This window comes from Paenibacillus taihuensis (assembly GCF_003386535.1).
GTDB classification, from domain to species: domain Bacteria; phylum Bacillota; class Bacilli; order Paenibacillales; family Paenibacillaceae; genus Paenibacillus_Z; species Paenibacillus_Z taihuensis.
Window position 1 is genome coordinate 70,201 of record NZ_QTTN01000008.1, and the last position, 23,206, is coordinate 93,406.

Below are 23,206 nucleotides of genomic sequence, written 5' to 3' on the forward strand. Positions count from 1 at the left end.
GATTTACAGCTCCCTCCTCTCGTTCATAGCGAGGTAGAGGAAGAAAGGAACACCGATCACGGCGATGAGTGCGCCAAGCGGCGTCTCTGCGAACGGATTGAACATCCTTGCGCCGATATCAGCGAGCACGACAAGGAGCGAGCCGAGTACTGCAGAACATGGAATAATCCAGCGATAGTCAACGCCAACAAGGTAGCGTGATACATGCGGGATGATCAAGCCGACGAAGCCTACCGCTCCGACAATCGATACCGATGCGCCGGCTAGAATAAGAATGAGCAATGCCCCTACTGCCTTGACCAGCCCCGTCCGTTGACCAAGTCCTGTTGCGATATCTTCGCCGAGGCTAAGCAGTGTAATTGAGCGAGAGATCAGGATCGCAATCGCGATACTGCCAAGGATCCACGGCGCAATTATTTTCACCTGGGCCCACTGGACGCCCTGCATGCCGCCTGCATACCAGAACGCGAGTTCTTGGCCTACATTGTAGTGAATCGCAATCGCTTCGCTGATCGCTAGCATGAGCGCAGATACCGCTGCACCTGCGAGCACAAGGCGAACCGGCGTCAATCCGCCCTTCACCATCGAACCGGCGCCGAACACGATACCCGCGGCTAGAGCAGCTCCGATGAACGAGAAGAATAGTAAATGAACGAACGACATGCCTGGGAAGAATGCGAAGCAAATCGCCAACAACAAGCCTGAGCCTGCATTAATGCCAAGCAAACCCGAATCTGCAATCGGATTGCGCGTCATCCCTTGCATGAGCGCGCCTGCTGTAGCGAAAGCAGCGCCTGTAAGCGCTCCAGCAATTACGCGCGGGATGCGCAGCTGATGAATGACCTGATGAGAGGTCAGATCCGGATTAAAATGGACGATCGATTCCCACACCGTGGCGAGTGAAATGTCTGCCGCACCGACGGCGATGGACAGCGCAGCGCTCAGCACGAGCAGCACGCTCCCGCCGATTAGGAGGATAACGGCGGCAATCGGACGAGATTGAATCGATTCGGCCGACTGCCCCGATTGGGAGAATGGATGAGACTGCACAATGATAAACCACCTTTGCTTATGTACCTCTGGACACATGTCAGACTTCAATTGAGAATTATTTTCATAATAAAGAGTTCCAGTGAAGTTGTCCATCCATTACGCGCATCTTTTCCTCTTTTCCTTGCAAGATGGAGCGAATTGTACTTTTTTGTCCCCATCTCTCCCCTATAAACGAATGAACGAAACCGTTAGCGTCATAGACTTATACCCGAAGGATTCTGGGCCGTAGATCCCGTTCCAACGAGCGGCTTATGCAGCCTGGGAAGGAGGTGCCGCTGTGCAGCTAGAGCTCAATCAGGTCCAAGCGGGCATCAATCTGCTCGTCAATCGTTTACTCCCAAGGCAACAACTCGATGGCAGCTGGCGGCTTGGCTTCGTCGATGCCGGAACGTCCACAGATACAGCGGCCATTATGCTGCTGCAGAGCATGCAAGTACCGAAGCCTAAGCTGATCGCGGCACTACGGGAGCGTATTGAATCGATGCAAGGCGCGGACGGCGCATGGCGCATCTACCCGAACGAAGCATCGGGGAATGCAGCGGCTACGGCCGAGGGCTATTTTGCCCTTCAGTTCGCAGGCAAATCGCCGAACGAACCGCTTATGAAGCGAGCACGCGCCGCGCTGCTTGAGCTTGGCGGCTTATCCCGCATCGACAGCTTGTTAACGAAGTTTCTGCTCGCCACTGTCGGACAATACCGCTGGCCGCGCTGGTTTCCCGTTCCGCTGACACTGATGCTGCTGCCGAAGTCGGCTCCGATTCACTTTTTCAGATTTTCCGGTTACGCACGCGTCCACATGGCACCGATGCTTATACTCGGCGACCGTAAGCCTTCGTTCACATTGCCTTCGATCGTTCCGCTCCAGACCGAGCGGAGTGCGGATGAGGAAGTCAGGGTGCAGCAAGGCAGTTGGCAGCGTCATTTCCACTACAGCCTTCGGCGGCTTGATGGAGATCGCCTTCAGCTGAATCAACAGGCGACCGATCGCGCTGTCTCCTTCATGCAAGAGCGGATTGAAGCAGACGGTACGCTGTACAGCTATGCGACAGCAACTATTCTGATGGTTCATGCGCTCCGAGCACTAGGGTTTAAAGCAGATCACCCTCTCATCGCCAGAGCGATTCAAGGGCTGGAATCCTACCTCACTTCAGACTGGTCGCAGCATAATAGAGTGACCACGCTTCAAAATGTCACATCCGCCGTCTGGGACACCGCGCTCATCAGCCATGCACTGCAAGCAGCCGGACTATCCGCGGCTCATCCGGCTATCTCCCGGGCTGGACAGTACCTGCTCTCGCGGCAGCATCAGAAGCTCGGCGACTGGCAGCTCGGTGTCGCGGAGCCGGAGCATGGCGGCTGGGGCTTCTCGGAATTCAATACGATAAATCCCGATAATGACGACACCACCGCTGCTCTGCGGGCGATTCATGCCTTGCCTGAGGACGCTGCCGCTGCGCGTGAGAGAGGGCTTCAATGGCTGCTCGCGATGCAGAACAGTGACGGCGGCTGGGCGGCGTTCGAACGGAACACGAACAGCAAGCTGATCAGCTGGGTGCCGCTCGAAGGTGCCGATGACGCGGCAACCGATCCGTCCACGCCGGACTTGACCGGCAGGACGCTGGAATATCTCGGCCGTTACGCCAGACTGACGACCGAGCACCGGTTCATCCGCCGTGCCGCAAATTGGCTGTACAGCTATCAAGAACCTGATGGCTCCTGGTATGGTCGTTGGGGCGTCTGCTACATCTATGGCACATGGGCCGCGCTAACCGGCCTCGCAGCGGTGAGTGAATCGCCGCAGCATCCGCAAATCCGCCGGGCGGTCAATTGGCTGCACAGCATCCAGCACGAAGATGGCGGCTTCGGCGAATCCTGTGACAGCGACACCAAGAAGCGGTACGTTCCCCTGCCCGCTTCCACGCTGGTGCAAACCGCATGGGCGCTAGATGCCCTCATCGCGGTGCATGACGCGCCGACCGATGCGATAGATCGCGCATGCGCTTATTTGCTGCGAGAGCTGCCTACCGAGCATCAGCAGCAGCTATCACTAGCGGTGCGCTACCCGAATGGCGGTGCGCTGCCGGGCTATATGTATACGGCTTATGAGAGTTATCCGCTCGTCTGGCCGCTGCTCGCGCTGGCACACTATCGCAGCAAATACGGCGGATAATCCAACTAGCTTTGACCAGCTTTGACTAGCTTTGACTAGCTTTGACTAGCTTTGACTAGCTTTGACTAGCTTTGACTAGCTTTGACCTGACCTGCTCTGCTCTGCTCTGCTCTGATATATTTTCGCCTGTCTCTGCACCAACCTACTTGCCTTCTCTCGCATCATTTGCATCATCGATCTCCTCAAGCACATCTCTGCCCTTACCGTCTATCGCTGCTATCGATTCAATCTTCCACGGCTCTGCCGGTGACTCTCTGACGAACAGCAGCTTAAGCTTCAGCTTCAGCACCTTCTTGTTCACAGCAAGCATGTTCACATTCTGCGAGAGATCGAGGGCGAGCTCGTCTTCTACAGCGCTCGCTGCGATCTCCCTTCGCTGCTCCGTTGCAGCAATGCGTTCCACATTAGCAAGCAGCCGATCGAGCTTATCATTAAAAGGGTCATCGAACAGCATTCTCGCCGCTTGGGTTTCCCTCAAATTGAATGTTTTGAAGAAGGTGGCGACAATCTTGTCGGGGTTCATTGCACCAACATACTCCGGCAGCTTTCCGGCAGCTTTGAACACCATCAGCTGATGCTCCGGATCGACACTTTGGGTTTTATGCGTTGTACTGCCGAGAAAATGAACACAGAAGTGGCCGGGAAAATCATTATCCGGAATCCCGTCTCCGCCATGCGGCTTGCCGTGCATCGATGCTGCAAGTACCATGCCGTCTGCCCGCACGAGAACCGCTTTGCGCTTCCAGCTCCATCTGCCATTGTAGATACGCTTCATAATTTCCGTATCCTCGCGCGTCAGCGGCTGGACATCCGCGTGGCTGCTTCCGGCGCGGCGCTGCACGTTGAAGGTCATGCCGGTATCAAGATCGGTAAGCGCGAAGCTCGCCATTCTCGGGACATAAACTTCTGCCTCGTCCCATGTCAGCAGCTTGCCATAGTAGGACTGCCGGAGCTCGCGGACCCGCTGGAGCAGCAGCCAACGATCTTGCTCGCGCAGAATCACCTTCTCATCCGTGCTCGCGTCGTACACCATTCCGTAACGATCAACCGGAAACGACAGCAACTCGCTCCCTTTTCGCAATGTGATGAATGTATCTGTAACAGGTATCGAATAGACTCTGACTCGAACGCCGCTATTCAACATTTTGACGATGGCTTCATCGCTCCCGATGGCCAGCTCTGATGCTCGAACGGATTCAGGGGTAGCCGCCACGCGCAGCTTTGCCCCTACATCCTCCGACGCAACCTGTTGGCCACCGAGCACGGAGCCGAGCAAGAGAACACAGACAACCTGCAAGATGTACCCTACTTTATGCATGTTATTCCTCCACCATTTCTACGCATGTATCAACCTTTACAGCGTTTGCTAAATGCACAAGCATTATCCTTTGCCCATACAATGGCATAGGCATATGAACTGCTTAAGGAAGGTGGGAATGAGATGAACTTCGAACCGGTATTACGGTCGAATATTTTGGTTGCGGCCAGAAACATGCATGACAGCGATGTGGGCTTCGCATCGTTTCGGAACTCGTATTGCAATAAGAATTATTGGAATTTAACAAGCGAGGGCGGCTTCGAGTTGAAGCGCGACGTCACAGCGGCGGATGCCATCCGCGATATCTTCTCGAACGGGAAGAAATATGGTTTTGAGTGCGCGACAGCGGTCATGATTATTGAATATAAAGCCGTACTGGAAACACTCGGCGATGACAAATTCAATCCGTTGTTCCCGAAGCTATATCTGCACTCGTGGCAGTTTGACAACAACCTGGGCTTAACAAGAGAAGATGCCCCAAGCTCTTATTCGAAGCCTGGCGATGTCCTCTATTTCAAGAACCCTGAGGTCGATCCGGATGAACGGATCTGGCAAGGCGAGAACGTGATCAAGATGGGCGACGATCGATATTTCGGGCATGGGATCGGGATGGACGACAGCGAAGGCATCATAGCCGCGCTCAACAAGCACCGCGCGCAGGGAGCGACGGAATCGGCCTATCTGGAGGACCAGTTCATCTATCCGAATTTCTACTCGTTATCCAAATACGCGCCCTCTGACATCAGGTTAGTGCCGATGAAGGTTACGCCTGGTTCCGTAAGTGCGAGCATTGGCGTACGGCGATATATTATGCGGTGACAGAAGAAGGCCAGGCAGAGCTCATGCTCCGCCTGGCCTTCACACTTTAACTAATGGCTTTATCTTTTCGAATCGCTTGGAGCACCGCTGATTTGGCAGCTGCCGATAATCTGGCGTGTTCACCAGCTCGATAGAACAAGATCGCACTCATCGCCACGAATGCCATGGTCGTGAACAGTACCGATCCACTAAACCGGCTAAGCAGAATCCCGCCTATCCAAGGACCTATGAAATGTCCCAGATTACTGAAGGATTGGGCGCCGTAATAAGAACCTCGCATTCCTTCAGGAGCGATCCCGTCAACAAGCATGCTTCCTGCTGGATACGTAATGATTTCTCCCAGTGTAAAAACGATCATCGATACGATAAACGAAATCCAGCCTACTGAAAAAGCAAAGCCGACATTGCCGAGTGCATATAAGGAGACGCCCAATGTTAGCGCACCGATCACTGAGAACTTCTCCATCCACCTGCTGACCGGAATTTGCAAGGCGACGACCGTAATTGCATTCACGCTCATCATGACCGCGAAGAGAGTAACGCCTTCAGCGAATTTATTTTCCACGAATTGCGACAACGTGACCGTCATTTGAGAATAGCCGATGGCAGTCACTATGCCGCCGATCAGATAATAGCGGAGCACGTAATCACGTTTGACCGCTTCCCATGCCATCGAGAAACTGCTGCCTGCTTTCTGCTCCCCTTCGATTTGCTTAATGCCGAACCGATTAAGCAGGCTATACAGGCTGCATAAGTAGATGAAATAGATTGCACTCGTGATGATAAAAGGCAGCGTACTGCCCATTGCAGCAAACAGCGCGCCGAGCAAAGGCCCCACCGATACCCCAATGTTGATGGCTAAGTATCGCAATGAAAATACGCTCATTCGACGTTCTTTCGGAGTCAGGTCGGCCATAAGTGCCTGCGAAACCGGTTCATAGAACGACCGGCACAGGCCATTCAACAAGCTGAACACGAAGAACAGCGCAGCACTCTTCGAGAGAGCGAAGCCGAGAAACACAACGGTCCAGCCGAATAGTGCCGCGAGCATTATTTTACGGCGTCCGAACTGATCTGACAGTGCGCCGCCAACGAACCCGCCTACGGTCGCCGCGAGTGAGCCTGCCCCAATAATGAGGCCGATCATGCCCGCGCCGAGCTCGGTATGCTTGGTTAGATAGATGGCAAGAAACGGTAAGCTCATCGAGGAAGCTGCGCGTGCCAATATCGTACCGACTAACAAGGAATGTACGATAGGATGGTAATCTTGCGCGAACTGTTTGCTGCGGTTCAATAAATTGGCGATCATGATAATCCAGCTCCCCTCTCGTTGTAGTTTCATAAGATGAAACCAAGTTTCAAATTATTTATGTTATCCCTATTTTAGCGAGGATTGCATAAAAAATCCACCCTCATTTCAAATTCCGCTTGACTTGATACAATTTGTATCATAAAATACACAATAGGACATTTTGTATCAAAAATACGAACGAAACACGTGGTAAGGAGATTATGATGATGACGATGGGAGATCGATTACGAGAGCTGCGGCTGCGCGGCCATTACTCGCAAGAAGAGGTGGCAAGGCAGATCGGCATTACCCGCTCCGCCTATAGCCATTATGAGATTAACAATAGACAGCCTGTTTATGAGACATTGATGAAGCTTGCCACTCTGTTCGGCGTTTCGCTCGACTATATTATTGGCGGAGAGCAATCGAAGCGGGAATCAGCTACGCTGACGCCTGAGACGATAGAGATTATCCGGCTCTTGAGCAGTATGGATCAGGACAAACGCAGAGCATCCATTGATCGGATGATGGCCGCCATCAAACAAGTCGACTAAACCGCCTTCCGAACTTCTGCCGGGAGCATGAACCAAATCATCGTCCCCTTATCCACCGTACTGACCGCACCTATCGCACCTTCGTGCGCCTCCACTATTTCTTTGGCAATCGCGAGTCCTAGCCCGCTTCCGCCATCTGCGGAATTCCGCGACACGTCTTTCTTGTAGAATCGGTCGAATATATAAGGCAGATGCTCTTCCTCGATGCCGCTGCCTGTATCGCTTACCGTTACGATGACCCGGCTGGTGTGCTCTTCGAAGAAGAACGAGAGCGTAATTTCGCCGCCCCTCGGCGTATGCTTAATCGCATTGTACACGACGTTCGCCATCACTTGGTCGATTCTCGCCAGGTCCAGACTTAGCAGAATGCGGTTCTGCTGTTCTTTCTCATGCGCGTGGCCTTCCTCCGTGGAGTTGACGCTGTGGAAGTCGCAGCTGAACCGCAACCCGCTGCTAATTACATCGATCTCATACATGTCATGCAGCTGTTGAATCCATTGCCCAAGCGGCACCTTCGCAAAATCAAACCGCGTCTGCCCCGCCTCCAGCTTCGTCAGCTCGAATAGATCGCGAATGAGCCGATTGAGCCCGCCAACCTTGCCGAGCATCATCCGTATGTATCGCTGCTGCTGCTCCTCCGTCTGAACGACGCCATCCTGAAAAGCTTCCAGATACCCTTGCAGCAGCGTAATAGGCGTTCGTAAATCATGCGAAATGTTCGTCATGAGATGGCGCCGCGACGTCTCCGACCGCTGCAGCTCCCGATTCGTATGCGCCAGCGTTTCATTCGCCTCGCTCAGCGCGACCGTACGCTCTATGATCCGCTCCTCCAAGTGCGCGTTCAGCTCTCGCAGCTCAACCGATACATGCTCCACCTGGAACATCGCGTTCGAGAAACGCCTTGAAATGATGAACGATTGCATCAGCATGAAGAAGAAGAGGCCGAGCGGCACCAGCTGTGCGTAGACAAGCCACTCGTTGAAGAACAGCATGTCGTTCAAGACGGTAACGACGAAGACGGCAAGCCCGGTGAGGACGAAAGCGGATCCGATTCTTCGGTGCAAGCGCGCCGTAATGAGTACGGCCAGCGAATAGACAGCCACTCCGACGACGAAGAGCTGGAACAAGGCCAGCTGCTTCGAGAATATGATTGCAGGAGTTGCGAGCACGAATACGCATAGCGACAAGCCGATTCCCGTCACAAAATGAATGACTCGTCTGGAAGCGTCCAGCGGGAACAACCGATACACGTAGAGGAAGCCCGTAACCGCGCTAAGCGCGAATGATATGTATTCAATCTTGAGGCCCGCTTCCCATGAGAGCGGAAATAACCGCAGCAGGAAGTTCTCTCCTGTTACGCTTGCCCTAGCGGCAACGAACAAACAGAGCAGGCCAAAATGCATCGTAAACTGCTCCTGTCTCCGAAACGCATACAGGCCGATATGATAGACGCCGATAATGATGAGGCTGCCGAGGATAATCATTTCCTTGGCGGTCGTTTTCATCTGCGCATCCACGATCGAATCGCTGTCTCCGAGCTGAATCGGTACCCAGATCCCGCCTTTGCGATGCTGGAAGTTCGACACTTGTATGACAATCTCGAGCTTGTCCGAATCCGTGCTGAACGAAACGATTTTCGGAAACTGCTCCGCTCTCGAGCTGTCCCGGCTTGTGCCGACATGCCCAAGCTCCAGCAGCTCCTTCCCATTCACCCATAGCTTATAGCTGCTGAATATATTCGGCAGACGCATCGCAAGCACATGATCCGTCGGCTTGATGAGCGCAGTCAGCTTGTACGTTGCATAGCCCTGACCCTCATCGATGCCCGGCACATTCCGATAGCTGTTCCATGACCGCGGCACTAGCGCCGTTGCCGCTTGCTGCTCCAGCGCTGGATCGCCGGGCTGCAGCAGCTTGCTTGCATAGAAGGACCATTTTCCGGAGAGTTCGATCTGTCCGTTCTTCTCAAATTGCCAATTTCGCAGGTCCATGACCCCCTGCTTCGCTGTCGGCTGCAGCTCCTCGCTCTTAACCGAGCAGCCCGTTAGCAGCATAACTGTAATCATTAGTAGCAGAAAATAAGATAAATAACGCCGAATTGTGCTAACCTCCTGGAAACGCGGATTGCCCACCCCTGTCTCCTTTCGTTATAATAGCCTAGGAAGAGGGGGAAGAAACGAAGATGAGTGGGAGCAAAATATTAGTTGTAGACGATGAAGCAGACATTACCGAGCTAATTACGCTTTATATGGAACGCGAAGGATACGCAGTACATACAACAGACAACGGTGAGGATGCCGTCAACATGGCGGAATCGATATCTCCAGACATGATCCTGCTCGATATTTCGCTCAAAAATTGGGACGGCTACGAGGTTTGCAAGCAAATTCGTACCGTTTCCAACGTTCCCATATTGTTTATCAGCTGTAAGAGCGACGATACTGACATTATACATGGTCTTACGGTAGGCGGCGACGATTATATGACGAAGCCGTTCAGCCCAAGCCAGCTCGTCGCGCGCGTTAAGGCACATCTGCGTCGCCAGTCCGTTAATGAGCAGCGTTCCGTTGAACGTCTTACTGGCGAGATACTTAGGTTCGACGGATTAGTGATCGATATGCCAGCAAGAACGGTCCATGTGCGGGATAAGGAAGTGTTTCTGTCCGCGAAGGAGTTCGAGCTGCTCGTTCGTCTCGCTAGAACGCCAAACCGCGCTTTTGCACTGGACGACCTCTATACGATCGTTTGGGGTCATGACAGTATGGGCGATACGCGCACGCTGATGGTACATATCAGCAATCTTCGCAAAAAAATCGAGCCCGATCCAGCTAACCCGACTTACATCGTTACTGTACGAGGTGTAGGCTACAAATTTAACGTCAAGGAAGGAAATCTTCATGTACAACGCTGATTTATGGAAAGACTATGAGCTTCTCGATACCGGGGGCGGCGAGAAATTAGAACGTTGGGGCCGTTTCGTGCTTCGCAGACCGGACCCGCAGACCATTTGGCCGATTGAGAATGAGACCGGCCAATGGAAGACGGCTGACGGCCACTATCACCGCAGCTCCTCAGGCGGCGGCGAATGGGAGTTCCGCACGAAAATGCCGGAGCGGTGGACCATCACTTATGGCGAGCTGAAGTTCCACATTAAGCCGACGAGCTTCAAGCATACCGGCTTATTCCCTGAACAGGCGGTCAACTGGACGTGGATGATGGACAAGATCCGGAATGCGGGACGTCCGATACGTGTTCTGAACCTGTTCGCTTACACGGGCGGCGCAACGGTTGCTGCTGCAGCTGCTGGCGCAGAAGTCTGTCATGTCGATGCGGCGAAAGGTATGGTTCAGTGGGCAAAAGAAAACGCTGAGCTGTCCGGCCTTGCATCCGCTCCAATCCGCTATATCACGGATGATGTGTTCAAATTCGTTCAACGTGAAGAGCGCCGCGGCAACAAGTATGATGCAATCATTATGGACCCGCCGTCTTATGGACGCGGACCGAACGGCGAGATGTGGAAGCTGGAGCAGAACTTGTTCCCGTTCCTTGATTTCTGTACGAACATTTTGTCGGAGAACCCGCTGTTCGTACTGATCAACTCTTATACAACCGGCATCTCTCCGACTGTGCTGCACAACATGCTGCACATGACGGTCGGCCGTAAGTATAATGGATCGATTCATTGCGGAGAGATCGGGCTTCCGATTACGGCATCCGGACTTACACTGCCATGCGGTATTCTTGGTCGCTGGGAGGGCAAGTAAGATGGCGATGGACAAGGAAGCGGAGTTAGGGCTCGGGTTAGAGCATGGGCCTGAGCCGCTCCTGCCCGTTCTTTACGAAGATAACCATCTGCTCGCTGTTGTGAAGCCACCTGGCGTGTTGTCCCAAGCTGATGATACAGGCGAGCCGGACATGGTAACGCTGCTCAAGGAAGACTTGAAAGTGCGTTATCGGAAGCCTGGCAACGTCTATGTCGGGCTTGTACATCGCTTGGATCGTCCGGTTGGCGGGGCCATGCTGTTCGCTAAGACGTCGAAGGCCGCTAGTCGGTTGTCGGAGTCGGTGCGGAGCCGTAACTTTGACAAGCTGTACTTGGCTGTCGTACACGGAGCTCCAGAAGCGAGTTCTGGACGGTTAAGACATTTCTTGCGCAAAGATGCGGGACGAAATATCGTCACTGTGCACACGAAGCAGGTGCAGGACGCCAAGGAAGCGATTCTCGACTATGCAGTCGTCGCCGCGCGAGGCGGTTACTCTCTCGTCGCAGTGAAGCTGCTCACCGGGCGCTCGCACCAGATACGGGCACAAATGTCCTATATCGCCTGTCCGCTCGTTTACGACCGCAAGTACGGCGCTCCTGCCGTGCAAGGCGAGCAGGACATCGCGCTATGGTCTGCCATGGTCGGCGTGGCGCATCCTGTCACGAAGGAATGGCTGACGTTCGATGCCGCTCCACCGAAGGCGGAGCCTTGGAGCCGATTCAGCGAACAGGATTACGCACGGGCAAGAACGATACTGCCGCAGAAAGGAACTGACGGCTCATGACCAAACAAATTCGATGGTTGTGGCTGCCGCTGCTGATCTTTCTGCTCTGCAGCTGCGGCAACGAACCGTCGCTTAATGGGCAGGCTCCGAACAAGCCTGATACGAGCGTGACGGAACCGGGAAACAACGCAGACAATAGTACTGGCGATAGTGCAGGGAATAACAATGGAGCTAACACGGAGACGCCTTCGGGGAATGCAGGCTCTGTCGCGGATGGTAATTCTGAAACGGATACTGGTGCGGATGGTGGCGCTGATGCCACTCCTCCCCCTCCTGAGCCTGAGAAATCGGCCGATGCGACTTGGGTAGCTGTTGGCGATATAATGATGCACATGCCGCAGCTTCCAGGCGCGTACAACGAGAAGACGAATACGTATAACTTCAATTCGTTCTTCACTTCGGTTAAGCCGATTTTGGAGCAAGGGGATTGGACTTTGGCGAATCTGGAGACGCCGCTTGGCGGCAAGTCGCTTGGATACTCCGGCTATCCACGGTTTAATGCCCCGTCGGAGCTCGGCGATGCTCTGAAGGATGCGGGATTCACGACGGTTACGAATGCGAACAACCATGCGCTCGACCGTGGCGCCAAAGGCATTTCGAATACGCTGGCGTATCTGGAGAAGCTCGGTTTTGACATTAAAGGCACGGCCCGTTCGAAGTATGAGTCCGAGAAAATTACCATCGTGGAACGTAAGGGCATCAAGATGGGGCTGCTCGCGTACACGTACGGCACGAATGGCATTCCGCTGCCGAAGGGGCAGCCTTACGCCGTTTCGCTGATTGATGAAGCGAAGATGCTGCAGGATATCAAGAAGGTACGCGCAGCTGGGGCGGATTTCATCACGGTCGTTCTTCACTTCGGCATCGAGTACCAAACTGCACCGAATGATATGCAGAAACAGCTCGCACGCAAGCTGATTGCAGCCGGAGCCGACATTATAGCAGGTTCACATCCGCACGTCGTCCAGCCTTATGAGATGGTCGAAGCCGCTCAGCCTGATGGCACCGTGCACAAGGGACTTATCATTTATTCCATGGGCAACTTCATTTCCAGTCAGCAAGGCAATTCGAAGGATTTCGGAGTCATCTATAAGGTGCAGATTCACAAAGACGGTCCTACCAAGCAAACGACGATTACTGATGTTGAAGCCATTCCGACATGGGTCCACCGTGTCACCACGAAAGGCATCAGCAAATTCTCGGTCGTCCCGCTCAAGCAGACGATCGATACGAAGCCTTTGAAAGACCTGTCTGCTGCCGATTACCGCAGCCTGACCAGCATGTACAGCCAGCTGACCAAGCGACTCCACGCAATGTCAGCTAAGCCGCTGCAGCTGCCTGCAGCAAGGTAATTGTGCTTTTAACGAACCCCCTCCAACTTTAGCGAGTTGGAGGGGGTTCTTGTTATCTGGCCGGCTCTTCACGTGCTTTGGTGGTAGCAGTATGCCGAGAGAGGCTTTTTCCTCTCTCAGCCACTTCTTCGCCTACTCTCGCTCATCGAGAGCGGGTTTTCCCTCTCTCAAAGAATAGTTAGTTGGTTCCAGAGCTGAGAGAGCATATCTGCTCTCTCAGCCAACTTTTCGTGCGTTTCCGCTCCTGAGAGACCCGATTCAGCTATCTCAGCTCGAATTCGAATGGATGTACTTGAATTCCAGCGACGAGAGATCCCATACGGCACTCTCAACCAACTTTTCGTGTGTTTCTACTGCTGAGAGACCCTACTCGGCTCTCTCAGCACTATAGGTGTGCAAAGTGACGGGGTTCGGGGTTCGGGGTTCGGGGTTCGGGGTTCGGTTACTGCGAGGTGCTGAGTGCAAAGTGCGGGGATGCGGTAAACCTCGTGTCAGCATGAAACTCAACGCTTTAAACAAAAAAAACAGCAGCGCAGGATCCCCTCCTGCACTGCCGCTTACTACGTACATCTATGAATTCGCTACTTTACCGAGCAAATAAACGAGCAGCTGCTGATTATGCGACGAGATCCGGTCTAGCGCCTCCGTGATGTAGGCGTCGCGGATCGCTACGCCGCGTTCGGTCTCGATCACGCCTTTCTCGGTCATCGTCACCCACACGATGCGGCGGTCGCTCTCGTCGCGATTGCGCACGACCAGTCCGCCCCGCTCCATACGGTCCAGCAGCGTCGTGATCGCTGCAGGGGTTGTCTCCAAATACCCCAGCAAATCAGACGGTTTCATCGGCTGATGCTGCTTCAGCAGTTCCAACACGCTTAGCTGGCCTTCCGTTAAATTCGGCGCCAGCGCTTCCTCCAGATGCGATTTCCATTCCTTCGTCATCTTCATCCACAACCGGGCAAATTCCGCAGAAACGATTGTCTCCACCATCTTTCTGTCCGAGTTTTCTTAGCTTTATTATAGCATTCTATTTTGTCGAATATAAGGTTAACGCGGTTAATATTTTGTCTCATTAATCGCCTCAAAAGAGAACCATTTGACAGTTTTAGACATAGATTGTTGCTATAGGCTGTTGTACCGACTCGAAGAAGTGCATGAAGCCCCTTACGCAAAACGGAATAGGAGCGTGATCGATTATGGATGAGCGCAAAGCTGAACTCGTACGTAAATTAGCGGATCTCGGCATAAAAAAAGACCCAAGATGGCTGGATCGTCTGGACGAACCTGCGCCATTATGGGTCGTGCTTGATCTCATTATGCAAATGGTAGAGCGGAAAGAACCGCCCCATCTGCCTTTTGACTAACAACCTAACTGAGCTTATCTTACCCTTCCCGCGTCAATTCAGCGCGAACGAACAAGGAAGTAAGCACATCTTTCTTATCTACGGTTGCGAGCGCACGGCCTGTTGATTTTCGATCATCAATCGGCGCTTTCTCCGTAGATACTATGAGATTCGTGCCCGAAGAAGTAAATAGGACAAGCTCTCGCTCTTCCTTGCAATGTACGCCCCCGACCAGCTCATTGCCGTTCGTTCGAACGCCTTTGCCCACCTTGAACTCGAACGTCGCAACACCTTTGCCGGCGCGTGATTGAATCGGATAATCCAGCAGCAGCGAACGTTTCGCGAAACCAAGCTCGCTTATGACTAGCACTTCGCCCTCATCGCCAGAGACACGCTCAGCAGCAACGAGCTCATCGCCGTCCTTCAGCGTAATACCGCGAACGCCGGCAGCAACGCGTCCCATCGGATTCACTTCATTTTCCGGGAATCGGATACTCATCCCTTGCTTCGTGATAAGCAGCAGTTCCATGCTGTTATCGCTCGTCATGACACGCAATACGTCATCACCGTCTGCAACCTTCACAGCAGCAATCGCCGTTGAACGCGTCGACTTATATTCCTTCAGCTCCGTACGCTTCACTTGGCCGCGCTTCGTTACGAATACGAGCGACTGATCCGCCACAGCTTCAAAATCCTTCACCGGTATGACGCTGACAATGCTGTCATCCTTCGGCAACGGAACGACGTTGACGACGGCTGTACCGGTATCCTTCCACTTGAACTCCGGAATTTGATGGACAGGCAGCTGATAGTATTGGCCTTTGCGCGTGAAGAGCAGCAACTGGTCAATGGTATTGACGTCCAGCAGCGTACGAATGACGTCGCCTTCCTTAACGCCCGCGTTATTCAGCTCACCGCCGGAACGCGTGAAGGAAAGCTTGGACGTCCGCTTGATATAGCCCTCTTGGCTCAACGTCACGAACACATCTTCAGCCGGAACCATAACTTCCAGGTTCACCTTCAGCTCTTCAACCTCGCCTTGAATATCCGATCGGCGGTCGATGCCGAACTTCTCGCGGATTTCGAGCAGCTCTTCGCGAATCACGCCAACCAATTTCTTATCGCTGGCAAGAATGGAGCGCAGATAAGCGATTTTCTTCTGGATATCCTTCAATTCTTTCTCGATCGAAGTGATCTCCAGATTCGTCAGACGGTACAATTGGAGCGTCAAGATCGCATCGGCTTGGCGTTCCGTGAACGTGAACTTCGCAACCAAGTTGTTTTGCGCGTCTTGGCGGTTCTTGGAAGCCTTAATCGTAGCAATGACTTCGTCAAGCAGATTAAGCGCCTTTGCTAGACCTTCCAAAACATGCGCGCGATCTTCCGCCTTTTCAAGCTCATACTGGGAACGGTGCGTCACCACTTCCCGCTGATGCGCGATGTACGCGGTCAGCATTTCCTTCAAGCCAAGCTGCTTCGGCGTCTTATTGACGATCGCAACCATGTTGAAGCTATATGCGACTTGAAGATCGGTCTTCTTGAACAGAAACGCAAGAATGCCTTGCGCGTCCGCATCCTTCTTCAGCTCAACGACGATGCGCAGACCGTTACGACCGCTCTCGTCGCGCACTTCCGCGATACCTTCAACCTTCTTCTCGATACGGATGTTCTCCATCGCGGTAACGAGGCGCGACTTGACGACCTGATACGGAATTTCCGTAACGACGATTTGCTGGCGTCCGCCCTTCATATCCTCAATGGCCGCTTTGGATCGCAGGTATATACGGCCTTTGCCGCTCTGATATGCTTCCCGAATGCCGTCTTCGCCCATAATGAGGCCGCCTGTCGGGAAGTCAGGACCCTTCACAATCGACATCAGCTGAGCAAGCTCGATGTCCGGGTTCTCCATAATCGCATTACACGCATCAATAACTTCTCTCAAGTTATGAGGCGGAATTTCCGTTGCGAAACCGGACGAAATCCCGCTTACCCCGTTTACGAGCAGGTTCGGATAACGGGAGGGCAATACGACCGGTTCCTTCGTTGTATTATCGAAATTGTCTTTGAATAAGACCGTTCTTTTCTCAATATCACGCAGAAGCTCCATCGCAATCGGCGATAGACGCGCTTCTGTATAACGCATCGCTGCAGCCGGGTCATCGTCGATCGAGCCCCAGTTGCCGTGGCCGTCAATGAGCATATGCGCCATTTTCCAAGGCTGTGCCATACGCACCATGCCTTCGTAGATCGACGAGTCGCCGTGCGGGTGGTAGTTACCCATGACGTCGCCGACCGTCTTCGCAGACTTGCGGTAACCTTTGTCAGGCGTGTTGCCTGCGTCATACATCGCGTACAGGATACGCCGCTGCACCGGCTTCAGCCCATCACGAACGTCAGGGATGGCGCGGTCTTGAATGATGTACTTGGAATAGCGTCCGAAGCGGTCGCCAACGACCTCCTCCAGAAACGCCGGCAAAAACTGTTCCAGCATACTCATGCCGTTACTCTCCTATTCTTCATACTCCGTAAAATCAACGTTCTCAACGATCCAACGTTTACGCGGGTCAACCTTGTCGCCCATGAGCGTCGATACGCGTCGTTCCGCTTTCGCAGCGTCCTCGATCTGAACTTGAAGAAGCGTACGCGTCTCCGAATTCATCGTCGTCTCCCACAGCTGATCCGGATTCATCTCGCCAAGTCCTTTATAACGCTGCAGCTCGAAGTTCTTGCCGAACTCCTTCAAGTAGTTCTGCAGCTGCTCATCAGACCAAGCATAGCGCACCGTCTCCAGCTTGCCGGATTTGCGCGTAATCTTGTAAAGCGGCGGTTGTGCGATGAAGACGCGCCCGAGATCGATCAGCGGCTTCATGTAGCGGTAGAAGAACGTCAGGAGCAGCACTTGAATATGCGCGCCGTCCGTATCCGCATCGGTCATGATGATGATTTTGCTATAGTTGCACGATTCCGCATCGAATTCAGGACCGATTCCGGCGCCGATCGCTGCGATAACCGCTTTATATTCGTCGTTCTTCAAGATATCCAGCAGCTTCGCCTTCTCTGGGTTCATCGGCTTACCCTTCAGCGGCAGGATCGCTTGATACTTCGAGTCGCGTCCTTGCTTCGCCGAACCGCCCGCCGAATCGCCTTCAACAATGAACAGCTCGGTGCGCGTAACGTCCTTCGACTGCGCTGGCGACAGCTTGCCGCCGAGATTGGAGCTCTCGCTCTTCTTCTTGCCGCTGCGAATTTCATCGCGGGCTTTACGAGCCGCTTCACGCGCCTTCGACGCTTGCACCGCTTTCTTCAACAGCATCTGCGCCACTTGCGGGTTCTCTTCGAGGAACACCTGCATTTTGTCCGACACAATAGCATCGACCACACTTCTAGCAGAAGAACTGCCGAGCTGATCCTTCGTCTGTCCGACGAACTCAACCTCGCCCATCTTAATATTAATGACGGCCATCATGCCTTCACGCAGATCATTGCCATCGAGGTTTTTGTCTTTCTCCTTGAGCAGACCATTCTTGCGTGCATAATCGTTCATGACACGCGTATAGGCTGTCTTGAAACCGGTCTCGTGCGTACCGCCGCCTCGTGTTGGAATCGAGTTAACGAACGAAGCCATCGTCTCCGTATAGCCATCGTTATACTGGAGCGCAACTTCAGCCTCGATATCCTCCTTCTCACCGACAAAATGAACGACTTCGTGCAGCACCGTTTTGTCCTCGTTCAAGTACTGAACAAACTGGCTCGCGCCGCCTTCGTAGTGGAATTGATCCTCTTTGCCGCTGCGTTTATCCGTAACCGTTACTTTCAAGCCCGAGTTCAGAAAAGCAATCTCTTGCAGCCGCTCGGACAGTGTATCGTAATTGATCGACGTATTGCCATGGAATACGCGCGCGTCTGGCTTGAACGTCACCTTCGTGCCTGTGCGGTTCGTATTGCCGATCACTTCAAGACCGGTCACCGGCTCGCCGACATGCTCCTTGCCGTTCTCATCCACCCAATATTCGAAGCGCTGCTTATGGATTTTGCCTTCGCGGAAAATCTCCACTTCCAGCCATTCGGACAATGCGTTCGTTACCGATGCGCCAACGCCGTGAAGGCCGCCGGACTTCTTGTATCCCCCGCCGCCGAACTTGCCGCCTGCATGCAGCATCGTGAAAACAACCTGTGGCGTCGGAATGCCGGCTTTATGCATACCGGTCGGTATGCCGCGTCCATTGTCGCGAACGGTAATCGAACCGTCGTTATGTATCGTCACGTCAATCGCGTTGCAGAACTTCGCGAGGTGCTCGTCCACCGCGTTATCGACAATCTCCCAGACGAGATGATGCAGGCCGGATGTGCTCGTGCTCCCGATATACATACCAGGGCGCTTACGGACTGCCGTCAGTCCCTCCAGCACTTGAATGTCGTCTGCATCATAATTGCCGGCAGCCGAATTCGTCTCGCCCGCAAACAGATTCAACTGCTCAGTCATAGGCTCCTCCTCATTATTATCATTCTATCTTCTAACGCATTAACGCGCATCACTCTTCACTTCAAGCTATTCTAATTCATGATGTCCTGTTTCGTAAAGACACGGAATGAGACGAACAAGCCGGCAGCCGCCCAAATCGCAAGGATGATCAGTGAAAAAGAAAGCGTCATTCCTTGTATCGGCGGCGGAGAGCCAGCCAAATAGTCGGTAAGCTGCAAATTGACCGCGAAAATATATTTTGCGCTCTCCCAGGAGGACGACATGCTCGAGAGGATCGTCCCTGCGATAATCGCAGCCATCATCGTTACAATGCTTGCGGCCGTGCTTCGAACGAGCACAGACACCATCAGTGCCAGAATAGCGACCGTCATCGATGATACCCAGATCAGTCCGCCTTCCATCAGCACGAAGAGCCATTGCGGCACGGCATGCACATAGGTGCTTTCTACGGTTGAGCCGTTAATCTCAAACCCGGTGAAGACTGGCATCTTCCAGCCACCGTAGCCGAATACTGCGCCTGATATAAGATAACAGAGAATGGCGCTCGCGACAACGGTTAATGAAACATAAAAGATGAGCGCGACCAGTTTGCTAAACAATATTTTCCATCTACGGACTGGTCTGGTGAGAAGCATTTTGATTGTACCCGTCGATCGTTCGCCTGAAACAAGGTCCGATGCAACGGCCAGAACAAGCAGCGGATAGAACAGCGTCACCGCGTTGGACATGAAGCTGCGGGTGAACGTAACGCCATTCGGAGAGTTCGGGTTCACGTTGTGATCCAGATAGTATTGAAGCTGCTGAACGGCAATTCTGCGCTGGCGCTTCCACTCCTCCGGAATCCGATCGCTTGAGAGCATATTCTGATATTCATTAATCTGCTGCACGAGCTGATTGCGCCAATCCTTGAAGTTCTTGTTATTGGTCTGCGCAATCTTCATCTGGGCATACGTAAAAATCGGAATAAGAACGAGCAGGACGAGCAGAACGACGAAGAAACGCTTCTTCTTCCATATCTTCAGCGTCTCGTTCTGAATGAGCGGGAGCAGTCTATCCAATGCTTTCACCTTCCGTCATTTGCAAAAATAGCTCTTCCAGCGTTGGCGCGACTTGCTGTACCGAGAGGACGCCAATACCAGCATGAACAGCCTTCTCGACCATTGCAGCAATGCGTTCTGTATTCATCGTCGTGATGATAGGATCCGTCATCCCTGCGAGGATGCTCTCATCGATATGATGCTCATCGTGCCCGATGAGCTTGATGTCATTCTCGGCGGCGAGTAACCGCTTGCCCGCTTCCGGTTGATTGAACTGCCACAGCACATAATTGCCGGCTTGATTGACGAGCTCGTCAACAGTGCCAACAGCCAGCACCTCGCCGTGGCTGATGATCGCAACGCGGTCGCACATCAGCTGAATTTCGCTGAGCAAGTGGCTCGAGATGAACAAGCTCATCCCTTGATCGGCCAGCATCCGCACGAATTCGCGCAGCTCCTTGATTCCCTTCGGATCAAGCCCGTTCGTCGGTTCATCGAGAATGAGCAGCCTCGGCCTTCCGAGCAGCGCCTGCGCAATGCCAAGCCGCTGGCGCATCCCGAGCGAGTACGTCTTCACTTTATCGTGAATCCGCTGCTGCATGCCGACGATTTCGACGACTTCAGCGATTCGCTTCTCATCGATTCCCCGCTGCATGCGAGCAAAATGCTCCAGGTTCTCCCAGCCGGTCATATACGAGTAAACCTCAGGATTTTCAACGATACAACCGATATAGCTGAGCGCTTGCTCCGGATCGCGCTGCACGTCGTGGCCGCATATTCGAATGACGCCTGACGTCGGCTTGATGAGATCGACGAGCATCCGAATCGTCGTCGTTTTGCCAGAGCCGTTCGGTCCGAGAAAGCCGAAGATTTCACCTTGTCTGACGTCGAAGGTGACGTTCTTAATGATCATTTTGCCGCCAATCCGCTTCTTCACATCCTGCACGGAGAGGACAACATCATCAGCTGCTGTATTCATGCGCATAGACTCGCCCTCCTATTCGAGCGACTGTACGATTCGCTTCGCAATTTGCCCGTAACCGTCATGGTTCGGGTGAAAATGGTCATTCGATAAGTAGGTGCCGATCGTCCGTTCGAACAGATCAAACGTCGGAACCATCGTCATATTCGGATATTGATGCATGATGGTGTACGCCTCTTCATTCCACTTCTGCACTTGAAGGCTGCCATCGCGCATATCGGCGAGATCGAAGAACGGATTATAAAGACCAGCGTACACGACTTGTGCTTTCGGATTGATGTCATGAATGAGCGTGACGACCTTCTTGAACCGCTCGATTCCTTTGGGCAGTTCAGCCTTAACCTGTTCGAGGCTGATATCGCCCTTCGATTGATTCGTAGATCCTCCGGAAGCAATTTGGAACAAGTCATTGCCGCCAATCGTGAAAATGATCAAATTCGCCTGTTGCAGTGCGTACCGATAGCCTTTGTCCGTGCTGAGCAGGTGCGCGAGCTGATCGGCGCGCAATCCGTTAAGCGCCAAGTTATTGCCCAACCTCACCGGAATGTCAGAGTATTTCGACTTTAATAGAGCGACCACCTGCTTGACGTAGCCTTCACCTGTTGAGTCGCCTGTCCCCTTCGTTAAGGAGTCGCCAATTGCCGCTACGGTGATGGATTTGCTATTGCTCAAACTGGTCTCTTCCGCAGGAGGAGCTGGCTCGGCAGCTGGCTCACCTTTGTATGTAGACGCTTGCGGCGCGATCATATCTTTGACGGCGTAGCCGAAGCCTGCAAGCAGCACGATCGTGGATGCGAGTGCACTTATGCCAATCGCCCGCCATAGTCCGTTCGATGACTTCCTGCTCATCACGGCAGCATCTCCCTTCTAACCGCAATCTTAATCATTCGTTAAAAACTCGTTTTCTTTTTAAAGTAATGCTTTCGGGATCAATTTGCAAATTTCACCATCGGAATCATGCGCTACAAGCACCATGCAGCGGCTGCCAGCATAAAAAGAGCCAGCGCCTTAGCGCCAGCCCTCCTAACTCTGATTATTCGTATGAAATGCTCAGCAGCTCAGCCGCTTGCTTCGCTACCTTACGCGCCTCGTCGCATGAATTTGCCGAGCTCATCGCTACGGCCATCCGGCGGCCAGGCTTCGTCACAGGCTTGCCGAATACGCGCACTTGCGTATTTGGCAGCGCAAGCGCCTCATTCACGCCGCCGATACGGAAGTTGTCCGAATCGCGGTCAGCCTTAAGCGTGTATGTCGCACCCGGAGTCAGCAGGCGGATGGTTGGCACAGGGAAGCCAAGAATGGCGCGCGCATGCAGCGCGAACTCAGACAGATCCTGCGTCACCATCGTAACCATGCCAGTATCATGCGGACGCGGCGATACTTCGCTGAATAGAACGCCATCCCGCGTCAGGAACAGCTCCACGCCATAGATACCATAGCCGCCCAGCTCGTCCGTTACAGCGCGAGCGATAGACTGCGCCTCCTCGATCTGCTGCTGCGTCATCTCATGCGGCTGCCACGACTCGATGTAGTCGCCGTCCTTCTGAACATGTCCAATCGGCGCGCAGAACGTCGTACCGGACGACGAACGAACGGTCAGAAGCGTAATTTCCGATTCAAACGTAATAAAGCCCTCCACGATGACGCGCTGCTTCTTCGCACGTCCGCCTTCCATCGCGTACTGCCAGCAGCTCTCCACATCAGCCTCGGTCTTGCAGACGCTCTGACCTTTGCCGGACGAGCTCATAATCGGCTTAATAACGCAAGGCGTGCCTAGCTCCGCTACAGCCGTTCTCATCTCCTCCAGCGTATCTGCGAAACGGTACGGCGCAGTCGGCAGGTTCAGTGTCTCGGCAGCGAGACGGCGAATGCCTTCACGGTCCATCGTAAGCAGCGCAGCACGTGCGGTCGGGATGACGCGGAAGCCTTCCTGCTCCAGCTCAACAAGCGCACTCGTCGCAATAGCTTCGATCTCCGGCACGATGAAATCCGGCTTTTCCTTCTCGATAAGCGCACGAAGTGCAGCTGGATCCAGCATATCAATGACATACGAACGGTGCGCAACCTGCATCGCTGGCGCGTTCTCATAACGATCTACGGCGATAGTCTCGACACCGAGGCGCTGCGCTTCGATGACGACTTCTTTGCCGAGCTCTCCGGAGCCAAGCAGCATGATTTTACGAGCGTTAGTAGAAAGCGGTGATCCGTACATATAAGAAAAGAACCTCCTGGAAGATGTTTTCTTCCATTGTGGAG

19 protein-coding genes are annotated in these 23,206 nt (G+C 53.4%); 8 read left to right on the top strand and 11 right to left on the bottom strand.

From position 1 onward, the window contains the following. Window positions 1-3: 3 nt before the first annotated feature. Entirely contained in the window at window positions 4-1,089 is a 1,086-nt protein-coding gene (locus A8990_RS08965; RefSeq protein WP_116188801.1) for a FecCD family ABC transporter permease, read from the bottom strand. 241 nt (window positions 1,090-1,330) lie between these two features. Here A8990_RS08965 and A8990_RS08970 point away from each other — a divergent pair, with 241 nt between their 5' ends. Continuing rightward, window positions 1,331-3,223 carry a terpene cyclase/mutase family protein gene (locus A8990_RS08970; protein ID WP_181909480.1) on the top strand — a complete coding sequence of 631 codons (1,893 nt, stop codon included), beginning with the start codon at window positions 1,331-1,333 and terminating at the stop codon, window positions 3,221-3,223. A gap of 142 nt (window positions 3,224-3,365) precedes the next feature. Here the strand turns inward: A8990_RS08970 and A8990_RS08975 are convergent, their stop codons facing one another. After that, entirely contained in the window at window positions 3,366-4,541 is a 1,176-nt protein-coding gene (locus A8990_RS08975; RefSeq protein ID WP_116188680.1) for a hypothetical protein, read from the bottom strand. 123 nt (window positions 4,542-4,664) lie between these two features. Here A8990_RS08975 and A8990_RS08980 point away from each other — a divergent pair, with 123 nt between their 5' ends. Beyond that, complete coding sequence (locus tag A8990_RS08980) at window positions 4,665-5,360, top strand: protein-glutamine gamma-glutamyltransferase (RefSeq protein ID WP_116188681.1); 696 nt, start codon at window positions 4,665-4,667, stop codon at window positions 5,358-5,360. 46 nt (window positions 5,361-5,406) lie between these two features. On the opposite strand, the gene A8990_RS08985 is transcribed toward A8990_RS08980, so the two are convergent. Continuing rightward, window positions 5,407-6,669: an MDR family MFS transporter gene (locus A8990_RS08985; protein ID WP_116188682.1), complete on the bottom strand. Its 1,263-nt coding sequence runs from the start codon at window positions 6,667-6,669 to the stop codon at window positions 5,407-5,409. Between the two features lie 203 nt (window positions 6,670-6,872). On the opposite strand from A8990_RS08985, the gene A8990_RS08990 reads away from it, so the two are divergent. Next, entirely contained in the window at window positions 6,873-7,205 is a 333-nt protein-coding gene (locus A8990_RS08990) for a helix-turn-helix domain-containing protein (protein ID WP_342772810.1), read from the top strand. Here A8990_RS08990 and A8990_RS08995 read toward each other — a convergent pair. Continuing rightward, complete coding sequence (locus A8990_RS08995) at window positions 7,202-9,337, bottom strand: sensor histidine kinase (protein WP_116188684.1); 2,136 nt, start codon at window positions 9,335-9,337, stop codon at window positions 7,202-7,204. The two genes, A8990_RS08990 and A8990_RS08995, sit on opposite strands and share 4 nt — an antisense overlap. 50 nt (window positions 9,338-9,387) lie before the next feature. Between A8990_RS08995 and A8990_RS09000 the strand changes: the two genes are divergently transcribed. From A8990_RS09000 to A8990_RS09015, 4 genes are read left to right on the top strand one after another with little or no spacing between them, the layout of a single operon-like run. After that, on the top strand, window positions 9,388-10,116 hold the full coding sequence (locus A8990_RS09000; protein ID WP_116188685.1) for a response regulator transcription factor: 729 nt from the start codon (window positions 9,388-9,390) through the stop codon (window positions 10,114-10,116). Further along, window positions 10,103-10,969, top strand: a complete 867-nt coding sequence (locus A8990_RS09005; protein ID WP_116188686.1) for a class I SAM-dependent methyltransferase — start codon at window positions 10,103-10,105, stop codon at window positions 10,967-10,969. The genes A8990_RS09000 and A8990_RS09005 overlap by 14 nt, the downstream gene beginning before the upstream one ends. Window positions 10,970-10,976: 7 nt before the next feature. After that, window positions 10,977-11,753: an RluA family pseudouridine synthase gene (locus A8990_RS09010; RefSeq protein ID WP_116188803.1), complete on the top strand. Its 777-nt coding sequence runs from the start codon at window positions 10,977-10,979 to the stop codon at window positions 11,751-11,753. Continuing rightward, complete coding sequence (locus tag A8990_RS09015) at window positions 11,750-13,105, top strand: CapA family protein (protein ID WP_116188687.1); 1,356 nt, start codon at window positions 11,750-11,752, stop codon at window positions 13,103-13,105. Before A8990_RS09010 ends, A8990_RS09015 begins: the two co-directional genes overlap by 4 nt. A gap of 570 nt (window positions 13,106-13,675) precedes the next feature. Here A8990_RS09015 and A8990_RS09020 read toward each other — a convergent pair. After that, on the bottom strand, window positions 13,676-14,083 hold the full coding sequence (locus A8990_RS09020) for a MarR family winged helix-turn-helix transcriptional regulator (protein ID WP_116188804.1): 408 nt from the start codon (window positions 14,081-14,083) through the stop codon (window positions 13,676-13,678). 218 nt (window positions 14,084-14,301) lie between these two features. Between A8990_RS09020 and A8990_RS31480 the strand changes: the two genes are divergently transcribed. Beyond that, complete coding sequence (locus A8990_RS31480) at window positions 14,302-14,469, top strand: hypothetical protein (protein ID WP_177182478.1); 168 nt, start codon at window positions 14,302-14,304, stop codon at window positions 14,467-14,469. 19 nt (window positions 14,470-14,488) lie between these two features. Here the strand turns inward: A8990_RS31480 and gyrA are convergent, their stop codons facing one another. The 6 genes from gyrA to purT form a co-directional block, all read right to left on the bottom strand. Beyond that, window positions 14,489-16,945: a DNA gyrase subunit A gene (gene gyrA / locus A8990_RS09025; protein ID WP_116188688.1), complete on the bottom strand. Its 2,457-nt coding sequence runs from the start codon at window positions 16,943-16,945 to the stop codon at window positions 14,489-14,491. A gap of 12 nt (window positions 16,946-16,957) precedes the next feature. After that, window positions 16,958-18,931, bottom strand: coding sequence for a DNA topoisomerase IV subunit B (gene parE, locus A8990_RS09030; protein WP_116188689.1), 1,974 nt, complete (start codon window positions 18,929-18,931; stop codon window positions 16,958-16,960). A 71-nt stretch (window positions 18,932-19,002) separates the two neighbouring features. After that, complete coding sequence (locus tag A8990_RS09035; RefSeq protein WP_116188690.1) at window positions 19,003-19,989, bottom strand: ABC transporter permease; 987 nt, start codon at window positions 19,987-19,989, stop codon at window positions 19,003-19,005. After that, window positions 19,982-20,947 carry an ABC transporter ATP-binding protein gene (locus A8990_RS09040; RefSeq protein ID WP_116188805.1) on the bottom strand — a complete coding sequence of 322 codons (966 nt, stop codon included), beginning with the start codon at window positions 20,945-20,947 and terminating at the stop codon, window positions 19,982-19,984. The genes A8990_RS09035 and A8990_RS09040 overlap by 8 nt, the downstream gene beginning before the upstream one ends. 18 nt (window positions 20,948-20,965) lie before the next feature. Beyond that, window positions 20,966-21,799: a GDSL-type esterase/lipase family protein gene (locus A8990_RS09045; protein ID WP_116188691.1), complete on the bottom strand. Its 834-nt coding sequence runs from the start codon at window positions 21,797-21,799 to the stop codon at window positions 20,966-20,968. 184 nt (window positions 21,800-21,983) lie between these two features. Then, a complete protein-coding gene (purT, locus tag A8990_RS09050) occupies window positions 21,984-23,162 on the bottom strand; it encodes a formate-dependent phosphoribosylglycinamide formyltransferase (RefSeq protein ID WP_116188692.1) in 1,179 nt (392 codons plus the stop codon). Window positions 23,163-23,206: the final 44 nt, after the last annotated feature.

What these genes read in the sequence shown, in the direction of transcription:
- A8990_RS09010 (WP_116188803.1), top strand. Translation starts at nt 10,977, where the DNA reads ATGGACAAGGAAGCGGAGTTAGGGCTCGGGTTAGAGCATGGGCCTGAG.
- A8990_RS09000 (WP_116188685.1), top strand. Translation starts at nt 9,388, where the DNA reads ATGAGTGGGAGCAAAATATTAGTTGTAGACGATGAAGCAGACATTACC.
- A8990_RS08965 (WP_116188801.1), bottom strand. Translation starts at nt 1,089, where the DNA reads ATGTGTCCAGAGGTACATAAGCAAAGGTGGTTTATCATTGTGCAGTCT.
- A8990_RS08980 (WP_116188681.1), top strand. Translation starts at nt 4,665, where the DNA reads ATGAACTTCGAACCGGTATTACGGTCGAATATTTTGGTTGCGGCCAGA.
- A8990_RS09045 (WP_116188691.1), bottom strand. Translation starts at nt 21,799, where the DNA reads ATGAGCAGGAAGTCATCGAACGGACTATGGCGGGCGATTGGCATAAGT.
- purT (WP_116188692.1), bottom strand. Translation starts at nt 23,162, where the DNA reads ATGTACGGATCACCGCTTTCTACTAACGCTCGTAAAATCATGCTGCTT.
- A8990_RS09015 (WP_116188687.1), top strand. Translation starts at nt 11,750, where the DNA reads ATGACCAAACAAATTCGATGGTTGTGGCTGCCGCTGCTGATCTTTCTG.
- A8990_RS08985 (WP_116188682.1), bottom strand. Translation starts at nt 6,669, where the DNA reads ATGATCGCCAATTTATTGAACCGCAGCAAACAGTTCGCGCAAGATTAC.
- gyrA (WP_116188688.1), bottom strand. Translation starts at nt 16,945, where the DNA reads ATGAGTATGCTGGAACAGTTTTTGCCGGCGTTTCTGGAGGAGGTCGTT.
- parE (WP_116188689.1), bottom strand. Translation starts at nt 18,931, where the DNA reads ATGACTGAGCAGTTGAATCTGTTTGCGGGCGAGACGAATTCGGCTGCC.
- A8990_RS09005 (WP_116188686.1), top strand. Translation starts at nt 10,103, where the DNA reads ATGTACAACGCTGATTTATGGAAAGACTATGAGCTTCTCGATACCGGG.
- A8990_RS09040 (WP_116188805.1), bottom strand. Translation starts at nt 20,947, where the DNA reads ATGAATACAGCAGCTGATGATGTTGTCCTCTCCGTGCAGGATGTGAAG.
- A8990_RS31480 (WP_177182478.1), top strand. Translation starts at nt 14,302, where the DNA reads ATGGATGAGCGCAAAGCTGAACTCGTACGTAAATTAGCGGATCTCGGC.
- A8990_RS08975 (WP_116188680.1), bottom strand. Translation starts at nt 4,541, where the DNA reads ATGCATAAAGTAGGGTACATCTTGCAGGTTGTCTGTGTTCTCTTGCTC.
- A8990_RS08990 (WP_342772810.1), top strand. Translation starts at nt 6,873, where the DNA reads ATGATGATGACGATGGGAGATCGATTACGAGAGCTGCGGCTGCGCGGC.